This window comes from Microbacterium sp. bgisy189 (assembly GCF_057707225.1).
On record NZ_JBYIPT010000002.1, the window covers coordinates 35353 to 54153 of the forward strand.

Here is an 18801-nt window from a genome sequence, read left to right on the forward strand (position 1 = left end):
TCCCGGGCCACTCTCGGGCGGGCAGGCGCCGAAAGTGCGCCCGAGTTCGGCGGCGGTCGGGTCGGACGGCAACGCCGGGGGCGTCGCGCATCCCCCGAGAAGAACGGCAACGGCCAGCGCTCCCACTGCGATGGCAAGTGATCGACGCATAATCGGTGCCTACCGTTCTTCTGTCCGAACACTATCGAAGTGCACGACGTTGCGGGCGCCCGCGGCGTTCGAACGACACCGAGCCGACCATGCGGCTCCCCATTCGGCTGACATATACTGCTCGGGTGCCCGCAGACCGTCCGAGCAGCGCCCGATCGGCGCAGCCGGAACCGACTCCGGGCACTCGGCCGACCGGGGTCATCGCTCGCGACATCGACGAACTCGTCGACACGCCGCTGCCGTGGGAGCAGCTGTTCGGCACGACGGTGCTCATCACCGGCGCCGGAGGGATGATCCCCGCGTACGTCGCTCGCACACTGCTGCGCCTGAACGACACCCGTCGAGCAGGCATCCGAGTCCTCGGACTCGTGCGCGATCCGTCCAGCGCCCGCGAGGTGTTCTCCGACGTGATCGATCGAGACGACTTCGCGATCGTGCAAGGCGACGTCTCGCACCCCGTACGACTCGACACGCACGTCGACCTTGTCATCCACGGCGCATCTCCAGCCCGCCCCCACCTGCACGCGACCGCCCCGGTCGACACGATCCGCGCCAACGTGCAGGGAACGCTCAACCTGCTCGAACTGTGCCGCGACGCCGGCGGCGCCCGGTTCGTCCTGATGTCGTCGGCGGAAGTCTATGGACGCCACCCGATCGAGGGCGGACAGGGCGGACTCCTCACGGAGGACAGCTACGGCGCGGTCGACATCCTGAACCCGCGCGCCAGCTACACCGAAGGAAAGCGCGCGGCCGAGACGATCGCCGCGAGCTACCACGCGCAATACGGCATCCCCATCACTCTCGCACGATTCGGCCACATCTTCGGGCCCGGAATGGCGCTCGATGACGGTCGGGTGCAGGCCGACTTCACCGCGGACGTCGTCGCCGGACGCGACATCACGCTGCACAGCGACGGAAGCGCGCGCCGCACCTACACCTATCTCGCCGATGCGGTCTCGGGACTGTTCGCCGCTCTGCTCCTCGGTGCCGACACCGCGTACAACGTCTCCGACCGCGACGGCTTCGTCAGCATCCGGGAACTTGCCGAGGCGTTCGCCCGCGCGCGTCCAGCTGCAGCCCTCCGGGTCGGGTTCCGCGAACCGACCGACGCGACCCGCGGGACCACCGCCCTGGGTGCGGGCCTCGACGACGCTCGGCTGCGAGCGCTCGGCTGGGCACCGCACGTGGGACTTGAGAAGGGCATCGATCGCACGATCGCCTGGCACGAAGAGCGCAGGTCTCGATGAGCGGCGCAGGGGTCGAGGTCGTCAGCATCACCTGGGAACGCATCCACATGACAGTGCATGTGCGGCTCTCGTCCCCACCCGCGGATGCCGACGAGTCGCCGTCCACGGTTGCCTTCTCATTGGTGGACGGCGACCGATCGTTCCCGACGACCGCCACAGCCAAGGGTGGCGGGAACTTCGCCATCACGATCAATGTGACGACGTTCGCCGATCGAGCCGCGATCCCCGACGGGAACTGGCGCGTCGAAGCGCAACTCGACCCGAGCACGACCGCCACATATGTCGGCGATCTCGCCGACCTTGACGACGCATCCCGGGTGTTCCTCCATGACGGGGGCCGCGCGGCGCTGACGGTCTCCTTCAGCGTCGAAGAGCATCGTGATGACCCATCGAGGCTGGACCTGCTCATCCGCAGCAACCACCTGCGACGCGCGGCGCCAGCGAAGCGAGCGCGCAGACTCCCGGCACGCATCAGATCCCGCCTGCTCGGCGCCGGCACCAAGCAGAAATACGTCCGCGCGATCTATCGACTCGCGTCGCGACTGTTCGGCCCGAGAACGGGGCGGGTGCTGTTCGCGTCCGACCAGCAACCCACCATGGAAGGCAACCTGCTCCGCGTGCACGAGCGCATGCTCGAACGCGGACTCGACGACCGATTCGACCTGCGATCGTCGTTTCGCCTTCCCGCCACCACGGGGTGGCTCAGAACCGCGCGCATCCTGTACCTCATGGCGACGAGCGAGATCATCCTGCTCGACGACTACTTCGGGTTGCTCAACACCGTCACGATCGATCCCCGCACTCGGGTGATCCAGCTGTGGCATGCCGGCAGCGGGTTCAAATCGGTCGGCTTCAGCCGATTCGGCAGCACCGATTCACCGTCCCTGCGTCAACCGCACCGCCAGTACACGTACGCGATCAGTGGGTCGGAGCATCTCCGACATGTCTACGCCGAGGCCTTCGGGATCGAAGAAGCCGCGATCGTGCCGACGGGGCTCCCGCGCATCGACTGGTTCCTCGACGAGACACGCACGACGGCCTTCAAGGCGTCGTTCGCAGCGCAGTACCCGCACTTGCAGGACAAACGCATCATCCTGTTCGCGCCCACGTTCCGCGGCGCCTCCTACCACTCGGCTTCCTATGACTTCGGGTTGATCGACTTCGACGCGCTCGCAGCGGCGTGCCCGCCCGACACGGTTGTCCTGTTCCGGATGCACCACTTCGTCAAAGAGCGCATCGAGATCCCCGATCGGTATCGTGATCGGTTCTTCGACTTCACCGACTACCCCGACGGACTCGGTCTGCTGCACGTGACCGACCTGCTGATCACCGACTACTCGTCGATCATCTACGAGTTCGCGCTGCTGGACCGCCCGATGTTGTTCTTCGCGCCCGACAAGACCGTGTACGCGGCGACGCGCGGGTTCCACCGGGCATACGAACAGACCGCGCCCGGACGCGTCTGCGAAACGTTCGAGCAACTCACGCAAGCGATCCGTACCGGCGACTTCGAAGTGGAGAAGCTTGCGCGATTCCGGGCCGAGAACTTCGACCGGATCGACACCGGCGCCGCCGATCGCGTCATCGACTGGCTCATTCTGGACGAGTACCGCGGTTCGAAGACCGCGTTGGAGGCTGAAGCACCATGAACATTGCGCTGATCTTCGCGGGCGGCATCGGCTCGCGGATGTCCTCGGAGAACCTGCCCAAGCAGTTCCTGGAGATCCACGGCACCCCGCTCATCGTGCACACGATCCAGCACTTCCAGGATCACCCCGAAATCGATCGGGTGGCTGTGGCGATTCTTCCCGCTTGGCGGGACCGGTTCGCGCACCTCGTCTCCCGTTACGAGCTGACAAAGGTGAATTGGATCGTGGATGGCGGGGCGACCGGCCAGGAGTCCCGTCACCGCGCGATCCGCGCGGTCGCGAACGAATGCCCCGGCGACACCGTCGTGCTGATCCACGACGGCGTCCGGCCGCTCATCAACGCGCAGCTCATCTCCGACAACATCCGGACCGTTCGCGAACGCGGTGCCGCCATCACCTGCACGAAGGGCAATGAGACGATCGTCTCGGCGTCGGGCGAGCAGATCGACGATGTGCTTCCACGCGAACACCTCTACGTCGCCCAAGCACCGCAGAGCACTCGCCTGAGCACGGCGCTGGAGATCTACGACCGCGCCGTCGCCGACGGCGACGACGACTCGATCGACACCGCGACCTTGCTGCGTCGCTACGGGCACGAGCTGTTCCGCGTAGACGGACCGCGCTCCAACATCAAAATCACGACGGCAGAGGACTACTACATCTGTCGAGCGTTCTTCGACGTGCTCGAACGCAATCAGATCGGCGGCTGAGGTTGCGCGCACGGCTGCGGAGGAGTCGACTGCTGCGAGCCCTCCGATTCCTCCCGTACCTCGTTGGTTACAGCATGCTGCGACCGTTCGTGCGAGTGAGAATGAATCGCGTCCTGTTCCTCTCGGATTCCCACGACGGATTCACCGGCAACATGCGCTTCTTGCGCGACGCGATCATCGCCCAGTCCCGCGACGTTGAGGTCATCGGGGTGTTCAAACCGCGACTGTCCGCACGTCGCCCATTGCGCGACGCACTGCGGTTGCCGATGCTCATCGCCACCAGCGGCGTGATCGTGCTCGATGACTTCTACCCGTTGATCTACTTCTTCCGCATCCGCCCGCAGACCCGCCTCGTCCAACTGTGGCACGCCGCCGGCGCGTTCAAACGCGTGGGTCACAGCAGGGCGGGCCTTCCCGGCGGCCCCACGCGCGGAAGCGAGATCCACCGCAACTACACGGATGCGATCGTCAGTTCGACGGGCATCGCCGTCGACTACGCGGAGGCGTTCGCGATCCCGGTCGAACGGGTCAAGCCCTGGGGCATGCCTCGAACAGATGTCTTCTTCGATGACGCCCACGTCGCCCGGACACGTGCGGCGGTCCGCGCGAAGCTGGGCATCGGAGAAGACGAGCGATTCGCGCTGTTCGCACCGACGTTCCGCGGCAGCGGTCAGCTGACCGCCGAGGGCGCACCAGAGGCTGACTGGGCGGCGATCGCGCGGACCCTCGGCCCGGGCTGGCGGATCGGGGTACGCCAGCACCCGTTCGTCTCCCGCGGGGATCTGCCCGATGGAGTCGTGGACGCCGCCCGCGTGGCCGACATGAACGACGTACTGATGGCCGCCGATGTCCTGATCACGGATTACTCTTCGGCGATCTTCGAGTTCGCGCTCCTGCGTCGGCCGATCGTGTTCTTCGTACCGGATCTGGACGCGTACACGGCCGACCGCTCGTTCTACCGCCCCTTCGAGCACTATTCGATCGGCCCAGTGGTGAAGGATCCAGCGGGCCTCGCCGACGCGATCGCACGAAGCGAGATCGACGAGTCGCGCCTGCAGGCGTTCCTCCAGGAGTTCTGCGACGCTCTCGACGGACACTCCAGCGCGCGCATCGCGGCGCGATTGCTCGACCGTCAGGGCTGAGACGAACCCGACGACCGTCAGACCTGGTCAGCCTGCGGAGATGCCGCGGGGCTTGGTCCGCACCTGCCAGTTGCCCGTCGAGGCCCCCCAGCCGTAATCGAGGCTCCAGTGTGCGGCGGCGCGGAATCTCGTGCCGTCGTTCAGGGCGACGTGCACGCCGTGACGCGCGTACCCGACGATGTCCGCCTGCCCGTCCCCGTTGACGTCGACGACCGATCGCGGCATCGCGCCCAGCGTCCATTCCTTCGAGCCGAAGTCCGTCGTCCAGCGCCGTACAGATGTGAAGGACGATCCCGTGTTGCGTGCGACGTACACCCCGCCGCTGCGAAAGCCGACGATGTCTGGTCGACCGTCGTCGTTGACGTCGGCGAGCGTTCTCGAGTCCCGATCTGACCCCCAGGCACCGTCCGTGCTGGCATGTCCGAAACTCGACGACCAGCGCGTTGCCGTCGAGAACGACGTACCTGTGTTGAGCGCAACGTAGACACCGTTTCGCCCGAATCCGACAATGTCCGGCAGGCCGTCTTCGTTCATGTCGACCAGGGACCGCGGCGCCACATCCTGGCGCCATCCGCGGTCGGCACCGAAGGCGTCGGTCCATCGTGTCGGCTGCGCGAAGCCGGTTCCGGTGCTGCGCGCCACCTCGACGCCGCGACGCCCGAAGCCGACGAGGTCCGCGCGACCGTCCCCGTCGACATCCGCGACCGTTCGCAGATGCTGGGTGGTGTTCCAGTCTCCGGCCGTCGACGCCGACCCCATCGCGGCAAGCCATCGACTCGATGCCCCGAACGACCCGCCCGTGTTCGCGGCGACCGATACGCCTCGACTGCCGAAGCCGACGACATCCGGCAGACCGTCCCCGGTGACATCAGCGAGCGTTCGAACCTGATGCGACAGTTTCCATCCGTCGTCCGCTCCGAACTGCGACGACCAGCGTTTCGCAGCGGCGAACCCCCGCGCCGTCGTACCGGCTGCGACGAACACACCGGTGTCCGAGAACCCGACGATGTCGGGATCACCGTCGCCCGTCACGTCGACGACCATGCGCAGGTGGCGCGATGTCGACCACCCCGTCGCCTGCCCGAAGCTGCTGAGCACCCGTGTTCCCGACGTGAAGGTCGTGCCGGTGTTGTTGCTGACCATGACCCCCTTGGATCCGAAGCCGACGATCTCCGGGCGCCCGTTCCCGTCGAGGTCGGTGTCCCAGGAGACGAGTTCGGAACGGTCGTCGATACCGTTGCCGTCGACGTCCGGCAGGACGGCTTTCGGCGAGGTGGGCCCGACTCGGTCATCCGCCGTGAGACAGCAGGTCACCCCTCGAGAGGTGAGCACTGTCTTTCCCGAGAAGTCCCGCCACACGCCGTTATAGGCGCCGCTGGAATCGGTGAGCAGGAAGCGGTCGAACTGGATGCCGCTCACCGGGATGTACTGACGCTTTCCCGACGGGACATCGACCGTCGAATTGAGGATCGAGAGATGCACGTGGGCACTCGCCCCGGGCGTGCCGCCGCACGGCAGCGTCTGTCCGGCCGTACCGAGGATCGTCCCCGCTTCGACCCATTCGCCGACCAGCGACGACTTCGCGTCCTTCAGGTGGTAGTACTCCGACATCCACCCGCCACCGTGGTCGATGCCGAGGAACCATCCGCCCGAGCAACTCACCCGGTAGACCTGTCCCGCAGCGATCGCCCGTACCCTCGTCGCACCCGAACTCAGCGGCGCGAAGTCTATCGCTCCCCGATAGATCCCGTCGCTGTCGGCATGAGAGCCGCTGATCCCCCACCGGTATCCTGGGGCGAACGGAAACCGGAACACGGGTTGCGGACCGTACGACGCCGCCAACCGCGATTGGATGCCAGTGGTGCCGCTCTGTCCGTTCAGCGCCGGCAGGGATCCAGCTTCAAGTTCGCGGGTGAGCGGCATGGTGGGGCCATCGCTGTGCTCGGAGGTGTCGCCCTCTTCGACCGGCTCAGGCGTTTCGGTGACTGACGGCGTCGCGGTCGGCGCCGGTTCAGAGGTCGCCGCCGCGGTCGGCGCAGGCGACGACTCCGGCGACGCGGCCTGTGCGTTCGCCGCCGACATGGAGGCCAGGACACATGCGATCGTCGCCGCCATCGCCCAACTCAATCGCGTATGGGTTCCTGCCCGCATCCGTCCTCTCCGGGTCTCCCCAGACAGCCCAGCATAGGCGGCGTCGACCGCGATCGAAACCGGGTTGACTCAGTGTTTGCGCATCTGCTCGACCTGCACCGTCACGATTTGACCGGTGAGATCGCTTGCCAGCACCTGAAGACTGACTGATGCGACATCGTCAGGATCGAGAAGGGTGTCCTCAGGCTCCTCGCCGAACGCCCGCGTCCGCATCGGGGTCCGCGTCCGCTGCGGATTGATGCAGTTGATCCGCACCCCATCGGGAGCCCACTCCTCCGACAGCGCTTGCGTGAGGTTGACGACGGCTGCCTTGCTCGCCGAGTACACCCCGTAGTTCGCCCGCCCGCGCGTGTGCGAACTCGAGGTGAACAGCAGCATCTGCCCCTCGGTCTGGGCGAGGTACTTGTGGGCCGCGCGAGAGACGATCACCGGCGCGAGGAAGTTCGTCTCGATGCTCGTCTCGATGCTCTTCACCCCCGTCTCGGCGAGCGGTCCCATCTGCAGGACGCCCGCCGACATGACGACGAGGTCGATCCGGCCGGATGCCTGGAACGCGGCTTTCAGCGCCTTCTTCACGTGCGCGTGCGAGCGGACATCCGTCCCCGTGCTGGAGCGGCTGTACTCGTGCACGACCGCACCGGCCCGCGTCGCGAGCTCGACGATGCTCTTGCCGATTCCGTAACTGCCACCGAAGACGACGAGGACCTTGCCGTCGAGGTCCGGGAGTTCGTCGACCGCCGACAGGCTCTCGGACTGCAGTTGGAAGAGCTTGTCTGCGATGTGCACGTCGATCGGCTCGGTGATCTTCATGTTCTCGGCGGAGCCCTCGACGACGAAGATCGGCACGTGCGGCAGGTAGGTGAAAACGACCCCGCAGTCGTCGGTCGCGTGGAAGGTCTTGTCCTGGTCTGCGAGCCGGTACGCCTCGCGGATGGTGCCCAGGCGGAATGCCTGCGGTGTCTGGCCGCGTCGCAGCGTCGAGCGGTCGGGGATGTTCGTGATGTGCGAGGCGGAGTCGATCTCGATGATCGTGTCGGCCGACGCGATGGCGACGTCCACGGCCTCGTAATCGTCGAGCGCGTCCACGCACTCCTCGAGGATCCGCTCGCTGACGAACGGACGCACGGCGTCGTGCAGGATGACCTTGGTGTCCGGGTCGTCGCCGAGGACCGCCAGCGCCGCTTGCGTCGAGTCGTTGCGACTGCGTCCCCCAGGGATGATCCGCGTGAGCTTGGGAAAGCGCTCCGGGTCACGGAGTGAATCGAGTTCGCTCAGCGATCCGGCGTTCATGACGATGACGATCTCATCGATGACGGGGCTCGCGTTGACGACGTCGAGGGTGTGCTCGACGATCGCCTTGCCTGCGATCTTGATGAGCTGTTTGGGGATGCCGAGACCCACGCGGACGCCGATGCCGCCTGCGAGGATGACTGCGACAGTGCGGGTCGACGAGGGCATCGAAAGTTCCTTGCGGTGGGGGCGTCGGGCTTCGCACCATCCTACGGGCGCACGGTCGGCGGAGCCGGTCTCCCGCCGTGTCGCCGCGCGCCTGCGGTCGACACCCAGGCAACTCACGGTGCGCCCGGGGCACAATACCCTGGTGGCTGCTGATCCTGCACGTGCGCTTCTGAGCGCCTCCGAACGCTCGGGGCACGCCGGATTCCGCCCCGACATTCAGGGGCTGCGGGCCGTCGCGGTCGGCGCCGTCCTGCTGTACCACGCGAACTGGTCCCTGTTCGGAGGCGGGTTCATCGGTGTCGATGTCTTCTTCGTGATCTCGGGCTTCCTCATCACCGGCATCCTGCTGCGAGAAGCCGAGCGGACGGGACGCATTCGCCTTGCCGACTTCTACGCGAAACGGGCCAGGCGCATCCTTCCGGCCGCGACGGTCGTCCTCCTCGTCACACTCGCGCTCACCGTCGCGCTGCTTCCGCAGATCCGATGGGAGTCGATCGGCATCGAGGCGATCGCGTCGGCGTTCTACGTCGTCAACTGGGTGTTCGCAGCGGGAACCGACTACCTGAACGCAGACGTCGCCGCCAGCCCGTTGCAGCATTTCTGGACGCTGGCGGTCGAGGAGCAGTTCTACATCGTCTGGCCACTCGTCCTCGTCGCACTGCTGGCGGTGTTCGTGCGAGTCACGCACGCAGATGCGCCGGACGGCCACGCCACGGCCACGCGTCGGTCCGCGCGGATCGGCGTCATCGTGATCCTGGTGCCGTCGCTGCTGTACTCCGTGTACGCGACGGCCACCGAACCCGCTACCGCGTACTTCGTCACGACCACACGGCTGTGGGAACTCGCAATCGGCGCCGCCCTGGCCGTGTTCGCACCCCAGGTCGGCCGGATCCCGCACTGGCTGGGAACGATGCTCGGCTGGCTCGGGCTCGTGGCGATCGCCGCGGCGGCGGTGCTCTTCACGGGCGCGATGCCCTTCCCCGGCGCCGCCGCGCTCGTCCCCACACTGGGTGCAGCAGCCGTCATCGCGGGCGGCATGAACGGTCGCGCCCAGACGGGTGCCGGTCGAGTCCTCACACTCCGACCGATGCGCTGGATCGGTGACATCTCCTACTCGCTCTACCTGTGGCACTGGCCGCTCATCGTCGTCGGCACATACCTGCTCGGCGGCGAGCTTCGCGTCCGTTACGGCCTCCTCATCGTGGTGTTCTCGGTGCTGCCGGCATGGCTGAGCTACCGGTTCATCGAGAATCCGTTCCGAACCTGGACCTGGGTCACGCATTCGGCACGACGTGCACTCACGGCCGGCGCAGGAATGATGGCATCGACCGCCGTCGTCGCGACGCTCGTCGTCTTCACACCGACGATGATGAACCCCGAGTACCGAGCCGACGGCGATCCGATCGGCGCCGAGGCACTCACCGACGACTTCACTGACGACGATCCCGCGAGCTTCACCGACGCCGGCGATCCCGTCGACGAGGTCGAAGGGGGATTCACGCCGTCGGCGATCAACGCCCGCGAAGACAACACCATCGTCTACGAGCTCGGATGCAACCGCCCCAGCACATCGCCGACACCGAAGATCGATGGCTGCATCTTCGGCGACACGGATTCCGACGTCAGCATCGTCCTGATCGGCGACTCGCACGCGGCGAACTGGGCGTCGACCTATATCGAGCTCGCCGAGCAGAACGGATGGCGACTGTGGGTGACCAGCAAGGCCTCCTGCGGATTCGCAAACGTGAGTCAGGCCGACCGCAACGGAGATGAGTACACCAGCTGCAATGCGTGGAGCGCTGCGAGCTTCGATCAGATTCTCGCGGAACAGCCCGACCTCGTGGTCACCGCGAACCGAGGAACTCGAGCCGCCTACCAGGAAGGCCTCTCGCGGCAGGAGATGCGGCTGCGCTACGCGGATGGGCTGCGCGACAACCTCCAGCTCCTCGCCGATGCCGGCATCCCCTCCCTCATCATGAACACGACGCCGTCGATGAACAGCGACGTTCCCGAGTGCATCTCTGAGCATCCGGATCAACTCACGGAGTGCGCGACGCCGCGGGAAGACGCGTTCGGCCGAGGCAGCGAGTACGTGGCCTACACCGTCGAGGGCCTGGCGCACACCGATGTCATCGACATGACCAATTGGATCTGCCCCGACACGGACGCATGCGCGGCGGTCATCGGGAACGTCGTGGTGTACCGCGACCCGCATCACTTCACCGAGACCTTCTCCAGGACGCTCGCCGAGCCGCTCGAGGCGCAGTTGCGCGAATCGGACGTCGCCCGCGCGGCACTGTGGGGAGCCGACGAGCGATAGCCAATGTGACCTGGGATTCCCAGGTCACACGCGTGGTTGCGGCGACAAATCATGACCCGCGCGGCATACAGCCAAGGGACAGCGTCGTCGGGGTACGATGATGCGCGGTCGGCCGCGGCGGGTTGAGCAGGTCTTCGTTCGACGGACCGCCGCCGTCGCAGAACGACCACCGGTGCCCCCGGGAAGAAGCGAAAGCCACCTAAGGAGACACGCAGGCGAATGCGGGATTACGACTACAGCGACCTGAAGGATCTCGCGACCGACGCGGACCACAAAGCAGCCATGCTCGACCTCCTGATCGAGTTCGACAAGTTCTGCGAGACGCACGGTCTCACCTACTACCTCTCCGGAGGAACCCTGCTCGGTGCCGTGCGCCACAATGGATTCATCCCCTGGGACGACGACGTCGATGTCAACATGCCGCGTTCTGACTGCGAGAAGCTCATGGAACTGTCGGGCGGACGCATCGGCGACTTCGAGCTCATGCCGCCCAACGAATCCCAGCGTTACTTCGCTTATCACTGGAAGCTGTACTCCGAGCGGATCCTCATCGCCAAGCGCACGAAGGGCGGGATCGGTGGGAAGGTCTATCCGATCTTCCTCGACATCTTCCCGATCGAGGGCCTTCCGGACACCCCCGAACTGAACCGCGAGCACTACGACGAGATCCGGCGCCGCAAGGATCGTGTCCGTCACGCGCGCAACGTGCGCAAGTACCGGGGCCGCAATCCGTATCGCATCCTTCGCAACCGGGTCGCCTCGCGCATCTACCGCTCGATCGGCGTTCGCCCATTGTTCGACAAGGTGATCGAGCACGCGACCTCTATTCCGTTCGAGGATGCCGACCACATCGGCGTCATGATGACCAACGTCCACACGACCGAGGAACGCGTCGTCAAGAGCGAATACGCCCCGGTCATCCGCCTCCCCTTCGAGGGCCACGACCTGGCCGCTCCCGCGGGGTACGACACCTACCTCCGCCAGCTGTACGGGGCGAACTACATGGAGTGGCTCCCCGTCCACAAGCGGATCCCGCGCCACGACTTCGTCACCTTCTTCCCGTACGGGCCCGGCGAGAAGCCGCGCGTGCTCGATGAGCGCGTCGAGGGCGGCGACGCCGCGATCACCGACGATGACGAGATGCAGGACGAGCTGGAGTGACCGTGTCGACGAACGAAGCGCACAAGACCGTGAAGATCGCCATGTGCGGGCTCGTGAAGAGCGAGAACCTCGGCGAGATGTTCATCGCGCGCAGCCTCGAACATCTGATCGCTGTCGGGCTCGAGAACGCGCAGCCGCCGGTCGACGTCGAGTATGTCGAGGTCGACCTGCTGGGGCGCAACGACACGATCTTCGAGATCCCCGATGCGCGCGAGCGGCGACTGCGCAACTACTACCAGTACAGCGAGAAGGGGCGCCTCACCGAGAAGCTCTTCCTGAATCTGCAGCGCCGAGGACGCAAGGCCAAGAGCAAGGCCGCGCAGAACCTCATCAGCCGCGCTCGGCACCTGATCTGGAAGTACGGACGCAACTACCGCAAGCGACTCTCGAGCTACTTCGACGTCAAGCTCAACGGCGTCGACTACATCGTGATCGACGGTGCCGGACTGCTCGAATACAGCTACAACGAGTACCACTGGTCGTTGCTGCTGATCAGCGAGTACGCCGAGCGTCACGGGCTCGAGGTCGTCTACAACGCGATCGGTCGCGCCGGCGCGTTCGACGAGCGCGACTTCGGAAGCACGATCCTCAAGCGCGCGATCCGCTCCTCGGCCGTCACCTACGTCTCAGCGCGAGACAACGTGACCGAGGTGCAGGCGTGCGCCGGCCCCGGCCACCGGGTGAAGCTGCTCGCCGACTCCGCCTTCTGGATGAAGGAGGCGTACGGAATCGACACCTCGATCGAGCGGAAGAAGATCGGCATCGGCCTCATTCGCGGCAACTCCCTCCAGGGGTACGGCGTCGAGTTCGGGTCGAAGGAATGGACCGCCCTCTTCGCCGGAATCGCGACCGAACTGCGCGACCGCGGATACGAGTTCGAGTTCTTCACGAACGGACTGCCCGGCGACGTCGCGCTCGGCAGGCGCGTGCTGAAGAAGTTGCGACTGCCGGACTCCTACCTCGTCGAGCGACCTGTCGACGACGAGGTCCTGGTCGACACCATCAACGGCTACGAAGCGATCATCACGTGCCGCATGCACTCATCCATCGCGGCCTTCACGATGGGCGTCCCCTCCGTCATCCTGTCGTGGAACGACAAGGTCGAGAAGTTGATGGAGATCATCGGCTACCCCGAGCGCGCCATCCGCCAGAAGGACTTCAGCCCCCGCTACATTGTCGACGCCATGGAGAAGGCGAAGTCTGAAGGCATCGATGACGACAAACTGTCAGCCATGAAGGAGAAGGCGCTGGAAAGCGTCGAAGATTACCTGCCTCGCATCCTCGCAGCCGCACACTGAGTACACCGATCGATTCCAGGAGCACCGCATGATCACCGCACTTCTCACGGCCGCAGGCACAGGGTCCCGCATGAAGCAGGACATCCCGAAGCAGTTCATGCACGTGAAGAACAAACCGCTGATCGTGTACACGATGCAGGCGTTCCAGGACCATCCTGCGATCGACGCGATCGTCGTGGTCACGCTCCCCTCGTGGATCGACGTCGTCACCGCATACGCCAAGCAGTACGGCATCACCAAACTGCAAGCCATCGTCCCCGGCGGGTCGACCGGTCAGGAGTCGATCCACAACGGGCTGTCGAAGATCCGTGAGGCCGGTTCCACCGACGATGACATCGTGATGATCCACGACGGCAACCGTTGTCTCGTCTCGTCAGAGATCATCTCGGACAACATCGCCGAGTTCAAAGCGAACGGCAGCGCCGTCGCGGCGATTCCATGCGTCGAGGCGGTCTTCCGCAGCGACGACAGCGGAGTATCCTCAACCGTGTCGATCCCCCGCGAGCAGCTCTTCCGCACGCAGACACCCCACTCGTACACCCTCGGCAAGCTCATGTGGGCACACGAGCAGGCCGCCGAACGCGGCATCGGCGACACCGCCGCATCCTGCGTCCTCATGCACGAGCTCGGCGAGACCGTCTACTTCTCGGCCGGCTCGGAGCAGAATCTGAAGATCACGACGATGGACGACCTCTACATCTTCGAGTCGATTCTCGACGCTCGGATCGCGGCTGGTTGATCGTCGGATGAGCAGCGGCACCTACTGGGAAGATCTGCGCACGGCGTCAGCGAGTATCCCGAACGTCGACCGACTCCGCGGTTCGCGCATTCTGGTGACCGGAGCCACCGGCATGATCTGCTCGGCGGTCGTCGACCTGCTGCTGTTCCTGAACCGCGAATTCGACGCCGACATCACGGTGTTCGTCGCCGGGCGCAGCGAGGCGGATGCGAACCGCCGATTCGGCGGATTCGCGGCCGACAAGCGTTTCGTGTTCGTGCAATACGACGCCACGTCCAACGATCCGGCCGCGCAGTCGATCGAAGTGGACTTCATCATCCACGGGGCCAGTAACGCGAACCCCGCGCTGTACATGCAGCATCCCGTCGAGACGATGCTCGCGAACATCGTCGGCCTGTCGGCCATGTTCGATGTTGCCCGTGCCGCGGCCGCCAAACGGGTCCTGTACGTGTCCTCGAGCGAGGTCTACGGGCAGAAGGACGGTACGCAGCCGTACGCCGAACAGGATTTCGGATACCTCGACATCCTCCATCAGCGTGCCGGATACCCCTCGTCCAAACGGGCGGGCGAATCGCTGTGTGTCGCCTACGGCATGGAGTACGGCATCGACTCCGTCATCGTCAGGCCCGGTCACATCTATGGCCCGTCCATCCGCGACGCGGATAATCGCGTCTCCGCCGATGTCACCCGAAAGGCGCTGGCCGGCGAGGATGTGGTACTCAAGAGCGCCGGCGCACAGCTGCGTTCGTACTGCTACACGCTCGATTGCGCGTCGGCGATCCTGACGGTGCTCCTGGACGGAGACAGCGCGAACGCGTACAACATCTCCAACCCGCACTCGATCTGCACGGTCCGCGAACTCGCCGAGGCCGTCGCGCATGCCGGAGGCGTGGCCCTTCGCTTCGACGTCCCCGCGGACGCGACCGCGGGCGTGCACAATCTGATGGACAATTCGTCGCTTGCGTCCGACAAGTTGGAGTCCCTCGGCTGGAAGCCCGCCTTCGACCTCCAACACGGTGTCGATCGCATGCTGGCGGTGCTGCGCGAGTCGGGCGGACGCCTCAGTCTCTAGCCCCGCCCGGGCAGACGCCTCGCGAAGCGGCGCACGACACGCCGCGTGCGGTTCACCGTCAGGCGCACGCGCTGACGCAGGCTTTCGGACGCGCGTCGTCCACGCGAGACCCCGGCGGCACGACCCGGAACCAACCGGGCCCGCCCCGACCGCACGATGATCGTCCACCAGCGCCGCCCTCCGTCGGCGCGGTCCCCGATCCGAACATGGATGGTCGATGCCGTCGCGGCGAACCGCAACGTCGCCAGGCCGGCCTCGACGCGCAGTTGAGCCGGCATGCCCTCGAATGGCACAACGCGCAACCCCCGTCTGCCGCGGCCGACGACCACGTCCAGCGTTCCCGTGCCGTCGTGGCTTCCATGCAGCACCACCTCGAGGAGGCCACCGTCGATCGTCCGCGCGCCGGCAGGCTGCAGGTGGCGGACCGCGAGATCGGGATCGCCGACCACAAGCGACGCGACACCACCGCTTGAGAAGGCGAAGTCCAACCGATCCGGGCGCATCGAGATCGTTGCCGGAACGTCGGACTTCAAGCCGCGCTGCGCGTGCGCGCTCCCGATCTCCGCTCGAACCTGCACCTTCCATGGCGTGGCAGGTGTCAACGCACGCCCCATCGCCGCATGGTCGGGGTCGATCTCGCCTGCAGCGGTCGCATGGACCCGTACGGCTCCCCCGTCCGTGTCCTCCACCTGCAGCTGGAAGTCGGCCGGAATGCTCCAGGCGACGCTCGAACGGCGCGAGTGCACCACGAAGCCGACATGCGCGGCAGCCACCTCGTCTGTGACGTCCAGCGGATCGTCGCCTGCGATCGCGCGAACCTCGGGCGAGACGATCTTGCGCAGGCGGGCCCCGGTGCGCTCGATGGTCGAGAGCCGGCCGCTGCCGTCTGTCCACTCGACATCCGCTTCGACGCGCAGAACGCCGTTCACCCAGCGCAGAGCGCTCGCGCGGCCCGTGCCGGGCGTCCGCACGTCCTCCCTGCAGGCGCGCTCCATCAGCGACAGATCACCGTGGCGGAGCACCCGGGCACGCAGGAGCTGCGATCTGCTCAGTTCGACGTCGAACCGCTCGAAGCAGAAGTGTTCCTGGAGTGCGCGCGCCCCCTCGAAGATGACCGCTCGGTCGCGTGCGTCTCTGGTCAGGAACTTCGTGTCGAAGGCGCCGAGAATGCGTTGCGCGTACTGGTGGTACAGCAGCTGTTCGCGCTGAAGACGGTGCTCGTCACCGGCGAGCACCGTCTGGATGGCCTCACAGACGCGGTGCAGGCCGCCCCAATAATCCGCCCGCGACTTGACGAACGTCGTGGAGCCGCTGCCCGCCGTGTTGACCCAGTGGTAGTACGGCGTCGACGACAAGGTCGAGATCACCGCCGCGTGACGGGCGACTTCCACATTGAAGAAGATGTCCTCCCACATGACTCTGCCACCCTCTGGAAAGCGGATGCCGTGCTCCAGGAGAAGTCTGCGCCGGTACAGCTTGTGCGGGTTCATCGGGATGAGGGGGTGCCGGTCACGATTGCCGATCGCCTGCGGCTCGTCGCGTTTGGAAGCGTCCCAACCCCCAGGAGGGCGTCTCAGTCCGCGACTCCTTGCCGACGACCACATCGGCGTCGTTGGCGACGGCCAGCGCGTGGGCGGCTCGCAGCGCATCGGGATAGAACTCGTCGTCGTGGTCGGCGAAGGCGATGTACGCGCCCTCTGCCAGCTCAACCCCGACATTGCGGGGCTTCGACGGCCACCCGGAGTTCTCGATGCGCTCGACGCGCACATTCGGCCTCGACCGCTGTACCGCCAGCAGTCGCGCGTGGGTGTCGTCGGGCGACCCGTCGTCAACGAAGATCACCTCGAAGTCCTCGCTGGGCATGGTCTGGCGGTCAAGCGACGCGACGAGCCGCTGCAACCCCGAGATGGGCGTCCGGTACGTCGGGATCACGACGGAGACGCTGCGCACGTTCAGCCCTCGCAGCGGGTCAGTCGGAGGTCTCGCGCATGGTCGGCGCGCCGCTCACGCCGCACGACGCGGATCATTTCGTCTCGACGTGGGTCAGCGCTTCGTCGATCGGACCGTCGAAGATCACGGCACCCTTGTTGATCACGATCCCACGCTGGCAGAGCGACTTGACCATGCCCTTGCTGTGACTGACGACGACCATGGTGACCCCGCTCGCCGTGAGCTCCTTGATCTTCTCGACGCACTTGCGCCGGAAGGGTGCATCGCCGACGGCGAGGACTTCGTCGACGAGGAGTATGTCGAGTTCGACGTGGATCGCGACGGAGAACGCCAGCCGCATGAACATGCCCGAGGAGTAGTGCGAGACTTCCTGGTCGATGAAGTCGCCGATTTCACTGAACGCGACGATTTCGTCGAAGCGCGCCTCGGTCTCTTCGCGACTCATGCCCAAGATCGCGGCGTTCAGGAAGACGTTCTCGCGCCCTGTCAGATCTGGGTGGAACCCCGCACCGACCTCAATGAGCCCCGCGACTCGTCCTCGGGTGTACACATTGCCCTCGTCCGGTTCGAGGACCCCCGAGATCAGCTTCAGCGTCGTGGACTTGCCCGATCCGTTGTAGCCGATGATGGCCACGGACTCGCCTTCCGCGATCGTGAAGCTCACGTCGTGGAGCGCTCGGAAGAACTGCGCGCCCCCCGACGTGCGTCGGACCACCGAGATGAGGAGATCTTTCAGCGAGCGTGTCTTGCGCTTGCGGAACTCTTTCGTGACGTGGTCGACAATGATGCTCGGGCGCGGCAGAGGTGTGTTTTCAGTGGTCATCGAGCTCACAGGTCCTGGGCGAACGAGCGCTCGAAAGCGCGGAAGACGAGCTGTCCGATGATCAGCGAGAGGATCGACAGCGCGACTGCCGCCCCGGCGAAGATCGGGAATTGCGGTGGCAGACCAATGTTCTCGGTCACGGTCGGCGCCCAGATCGACTGGTGGAAGATCTCCACCGCAACGGTGAGCGGACTCGATGCCCATGCGCCGAAGAACCAGAACGGCACCATGCCGTCCAGGATCACCCAGGTGTAGAGCACGGGCGCCGACCAGGTGGCGATCGTCCGGACGATCTCCACGAAGTTCTGCGCGTCACGGAACCGCACGTTGATTGCCGACGCGAGCAGCCCGATCCCCGTGCTGAACGCGAGGATCAGCAGGAGTGCGCACACGATCCCGACGACGGACATGACAGTCGGGACCCATCCGAAGGCCACTGCGACGATCAACAGGATCACGAGTTGCGGCAGGAAGTGAATGAACGATCCGATGACCGCCGAGATCGGGAACAGCTCACGGGGCAGGTAGATCTTGCGGACGAGCGACTTGTTGGAAACGATCGAGCGGGTCGCGAAGCCGAAGGATTCGTTGAAGAGGTTCACAACGACGATGCCGCTGAACAAGTACAACGGGTAGTCCTCGACCCGACTGTTCTGGCCGAGCACGTGCCCCACGACGAAGAAGTACACGAAGAACTGCACCGTCGGTCGCACGTACGACCACAGCCAACCGAGCGCCGAGTTGCGATAGCGGAGCGCATTGCCCTTCTGCACAAGGATCTTGAGCAGGTAGCGACGCCGGAAGACGTCGAGGATTCCACGCCCCCTCCCGGGGACGTCGTACTCGCTCAGGTCGGCTGGGAGTGCGCTCACGCGGCCTCTTTCTCGGGTGCGACGCTGACAGGCAGTCAGGCCATCGCCCATAGTAATCG

At 65.6% G+C, this 18801-nt stretch carries 15 protein-coding genes; 9 read left to right on the forward strand and 6 right to left on the reverse strand.

What is annotated here, in order from left to right; genetic code table 11:
• The first annotated feature begins 275 nt into the window (after positions 1 to 275).
• From AC3ENX_RS03235 to AC3ENX_RS03250, 4 genes are all read left to right on the forward strand, one after another.
• Positions 276 to 1397, forward strand: coding sequence for an NAD-dependent epimerase/dehydratase family protein (locus AC3ENX_RS03235; RefSeq protein WP_434810421.1), 1122 nt, complete (start codon positions 276 to 278; stop codon positions 1395 to 1397).
• Positions 1394 to 3046 carry a CDP-glycerol glycerophosphotransferase family protein gene (locus AC3ENX_RS03240; RefSeq protein ID WP_434810422.1) on the forward strand — a complete coding sequence of 551 codons (1653 nt, stop codon included), beginning with the start codon at positions 1394 to 1396 and terminating at the stop codon, positions 3044 to 3046. Before AC3ENX_RS03235 ends, AC3ENX_RS03240 begins: the two co-directional genes overlap by 4 nt.
• A complete protein-coding gene (locus AC3ENX_RS03245; RefSeq protein WP_434810423.1) occupies positions 3043 to 3756 on the forward strand; it encodes an IspD/TarI family cytidylyltransferase in 714 nt (237 codons plus the stop codon). Before AC3ENX_RS03240 ends, AC3ENX_RS03245 begins: the two co-directional genes overlap by 4 nt.
• Positions 3757 to 3830: 74 nt before the next feature.
• Positions 3831 to 4898 carry a CDP-glycerol glycerophosphotransferase family protein gene (locus tag AC3ENX_RS03250; protein WP_434810424.1) on the forward strand — a complete coding sequence of 356 codons (1068 nt, stop codon included), beginning with the start codon at positions 3831 to 3833 and terminating at the stop codon, positions 4896 to 4898.
• 27 nt (positions 4899 to 4925) lie between these two features.
• On the opposite strand, the gene AC3ENX_RS03255 is transcribed toward AC3ENX_RS03250, so the two are convergent.
• Both AC3ENX_RS03255 and AC3ENX_RS03260 read right to left on the reverse strand, forming a co-directional pair.
• On the reverse strand, positions 4926 to 6980 hold the full coding sequence (locus AC3ENX_RS03255) for an FG-GAP-like repeat-containing protein (protein ID WP_434810425.1): 2055 nt from the start codon (positions 6978 to 6980) through the stop codon (positions 4926 to 4928).
• A 138-nt stretch (positions 6981 to 7118) separates the two neighbouring features.
• Entirely contained in the window at positions 7119 to 8507 is a 1389-nt protein-coding gene (locus tag AC3ENX_RS03260) for an SDR family NAD(P)-dependent oxidoreductase (protein WP_434810426.1), read from the reverse strand.
• 142 nt (positions 8508 to 8649) lie between these two features.
• On the opposite strand from AC3ENX_RS03260, the gene AC3ENX_RS03265 reads away from it, so the two are divergent.
• The 5 genes from AC3ENX_RS03265 to AC3ENX_RS03285 all read left to right on the forward strand — a co-directional run bounded on the left by AC3ENX_RS03265 (position 8650) and on the right by AC3ENX_RS03285 (position 15097).
• Complete coding sequence (locus tag AC3ENX_RS03265; protein ID WP_434810427.1) at positions 8650 to 10827, forward strand: acyltransferase family protein; 2178 nt, start codon at positions 8650 to 8652, stop codon at positions 10825 to 10827.
• A gap of 219 nt (positions 10828 to 11046) precedes the next feature.
• On the forward strand, positions 11047 to 11988 hold the full coding sequence (locus AC3ENX_RS03270) for a LicD family protein (RefSeq protein ID WP_434810428.1): 942 nt from the start codon (positions 11047 to 11049) through the stop codon (positions 11986 to 11988).
• A complete protein-coding gene (locus AC3ENX_RS03275) occupies positions 11985 to 13286 on the forward strand; it encodes a polysaccharide pyruvyl transferase family protein (RefSeq protein ID WP_434810429.1) in 1302 nt (433 codons plus the stop codon). The genes AC3ENX_RS03270 and AC3ENX_RS03275 overlap by 4 nt, the downstream gene beginning before the upstream one ends.
• Before the next feature lie 28 nt (positions 13287 to 13314).
• Positions 13315 to 14025, forward strand: coding sequence for an IspD/TarI family cytidylyltransferase (locus tag AC3ENX_RS03280; protein ID WP_434810430.1), 711 nt, complete (start codon positions 13315 to 13317; stop codon positions 14023 to 14025).
• 7 nt (positions 14026 to 14032) lie between these two features.
• Complete coding sequence (locus AC3ENX_RS03285) at positions 14033 to 15097, forward strand: NAD-dependent epimerase/dehydratase family protein (RefSeq protein WP_434810431.1); 1065 nt, start codon at positions 14033 to 14035, stop codon at positions 15095 to 15097.
• Here the strand turns inward: AC3ENX_RS03285 and AC3ENX_RS03290 are convergent.
• The 4 genes from AC3ENX_RS03290 to AC3ENX_RS03305 form a co-directional block, all read right to left on the reverse strand.
• A complete protein-coding gene (locus tag AC3ENX_RS03290) occupies positions 15094 to 16587 on the reverse strand; it encodes a glycosyltransferase family 2 protein (protein WP_434810432.1) in 1494 nt (497 codons plus the stop codon). The genes AC3ENX_RS03285 and AC3ENX_RS03290 overlap by 4 nt on opposite strands.
• A 19-nt stretch (positions 16588 to 16606) precedes the next feature.
• Positions 16607 to 17047, reverse strand: a complete 441-nt coding sequence (locus AC3ENX_RS03295; RefSeq protein ID WP_434810433.1) for a glycosyltransferase family 2 protein — start codon at positions 17045 to 17047, stop codon at positions 16607 to 16609.
• Positions 17048 to 17120: 73 nt separating this feature from the next.
• On the reverse strand, positions 17121 to 17870 hold the full coding sequence (locus tag AC3ENX_RS03300) for an ABC transporter ATP-binding protein (RefSeq protein WP_434810434.1): 750 nt from the start codon (positions 17868 to 17870) through the stop codon (positions 17121 to 17123).
• A gap of 5 nt (positions 17871 to 17875) precedes the next feature.
• Positions 17876 to 18742, reverse strand: coding sequence for an ABC transporter permease (locus tag AC3ENX_RS03305; protein ID WP_434810435.1), 867 nt, complete (start codon positions 18740 to 18742; stop codon positions 17876 to 17878).
• Positions 18743 to 18801: the final 59 nt, after the last annotated feature.

Excerpts from the sequence above, each read along its gene's own strand:
- AC3ENX_RS03240 (WP_434810422.1), top strand. The coding sequence starts at position 1,394 with ATGAGCGGCGCAGGGGTCGAGGTCGTCAGCATCACCTGGGAACGCATC.
- AC3ENX_RS03245 (WP_434810423.1), top strand. The coding sequence starts at position 3,043 with ATGAACATTGCGCTGATCTTCGCGGGCGGCATCGGCTCGCGGATGTCC.
- AC3ENX_RS03250 (WP_434810424.1), top strand. The coding sequence starts at position 3,831 with ATGCTGCGACCGTTCGTGCGAGTGAGAATGAATCGCGTCCTGTTCCTC.
- AC3ENX_RS03255 (WP_434810425.1), bottom strand. The coding sequence starts at position 6,980 with ATGTCGGCGGCGAACGCACAGGCCGCGTCGCCGGAGTCGTCGCCTGCG.
- AC3ENX_RS03260 (WP_434810426.1), bottom strand. The coding sequence starts at position 8,507 with ATGCCCTCGTCGACCCGCACTGTCGCAGTCATCCTCGCAGGCGGCATC.
- AC3ENX_RS03270 (WP_434810428.1), top strand. The coding sequence starts at position 11,047 with ATGCGGGATTACGACTACAGCGACCTGAAGGATCTCGCGACCGACGCG.
- AC3ENX_RS03280 (WP_434810430.1), top strand. The coding sequence starts at position 13,315 with ATGATCACCGCACTTCTCACGGCCGCAGGCACAGGGTCCCGCATGAAG.
- AC3ENX_RS03285 (WP_434810431.1), top strand. The coding sequence starts at position 14,033 with ATGAGCAGCGGCACCTACTGGGAAGATCTGCGCACGGCGTCAGCGAGT.
- AC3ENX_RS03290 (WP_434810432.1), bottom strand. The coding sequence starts at position 16,587 with ATGAACCCGCACAAGCTGTACCGGCGCAGACTTCTCCTGGAGCACGGC.
- AC3ENX_RS03300 (WP_434810434.1), bottom strand. The coding sequence starts at position 17,870 with ATGACCACTGAAAACACACCTCTGCCGCGCCCGAGCATCATTGTCGAC.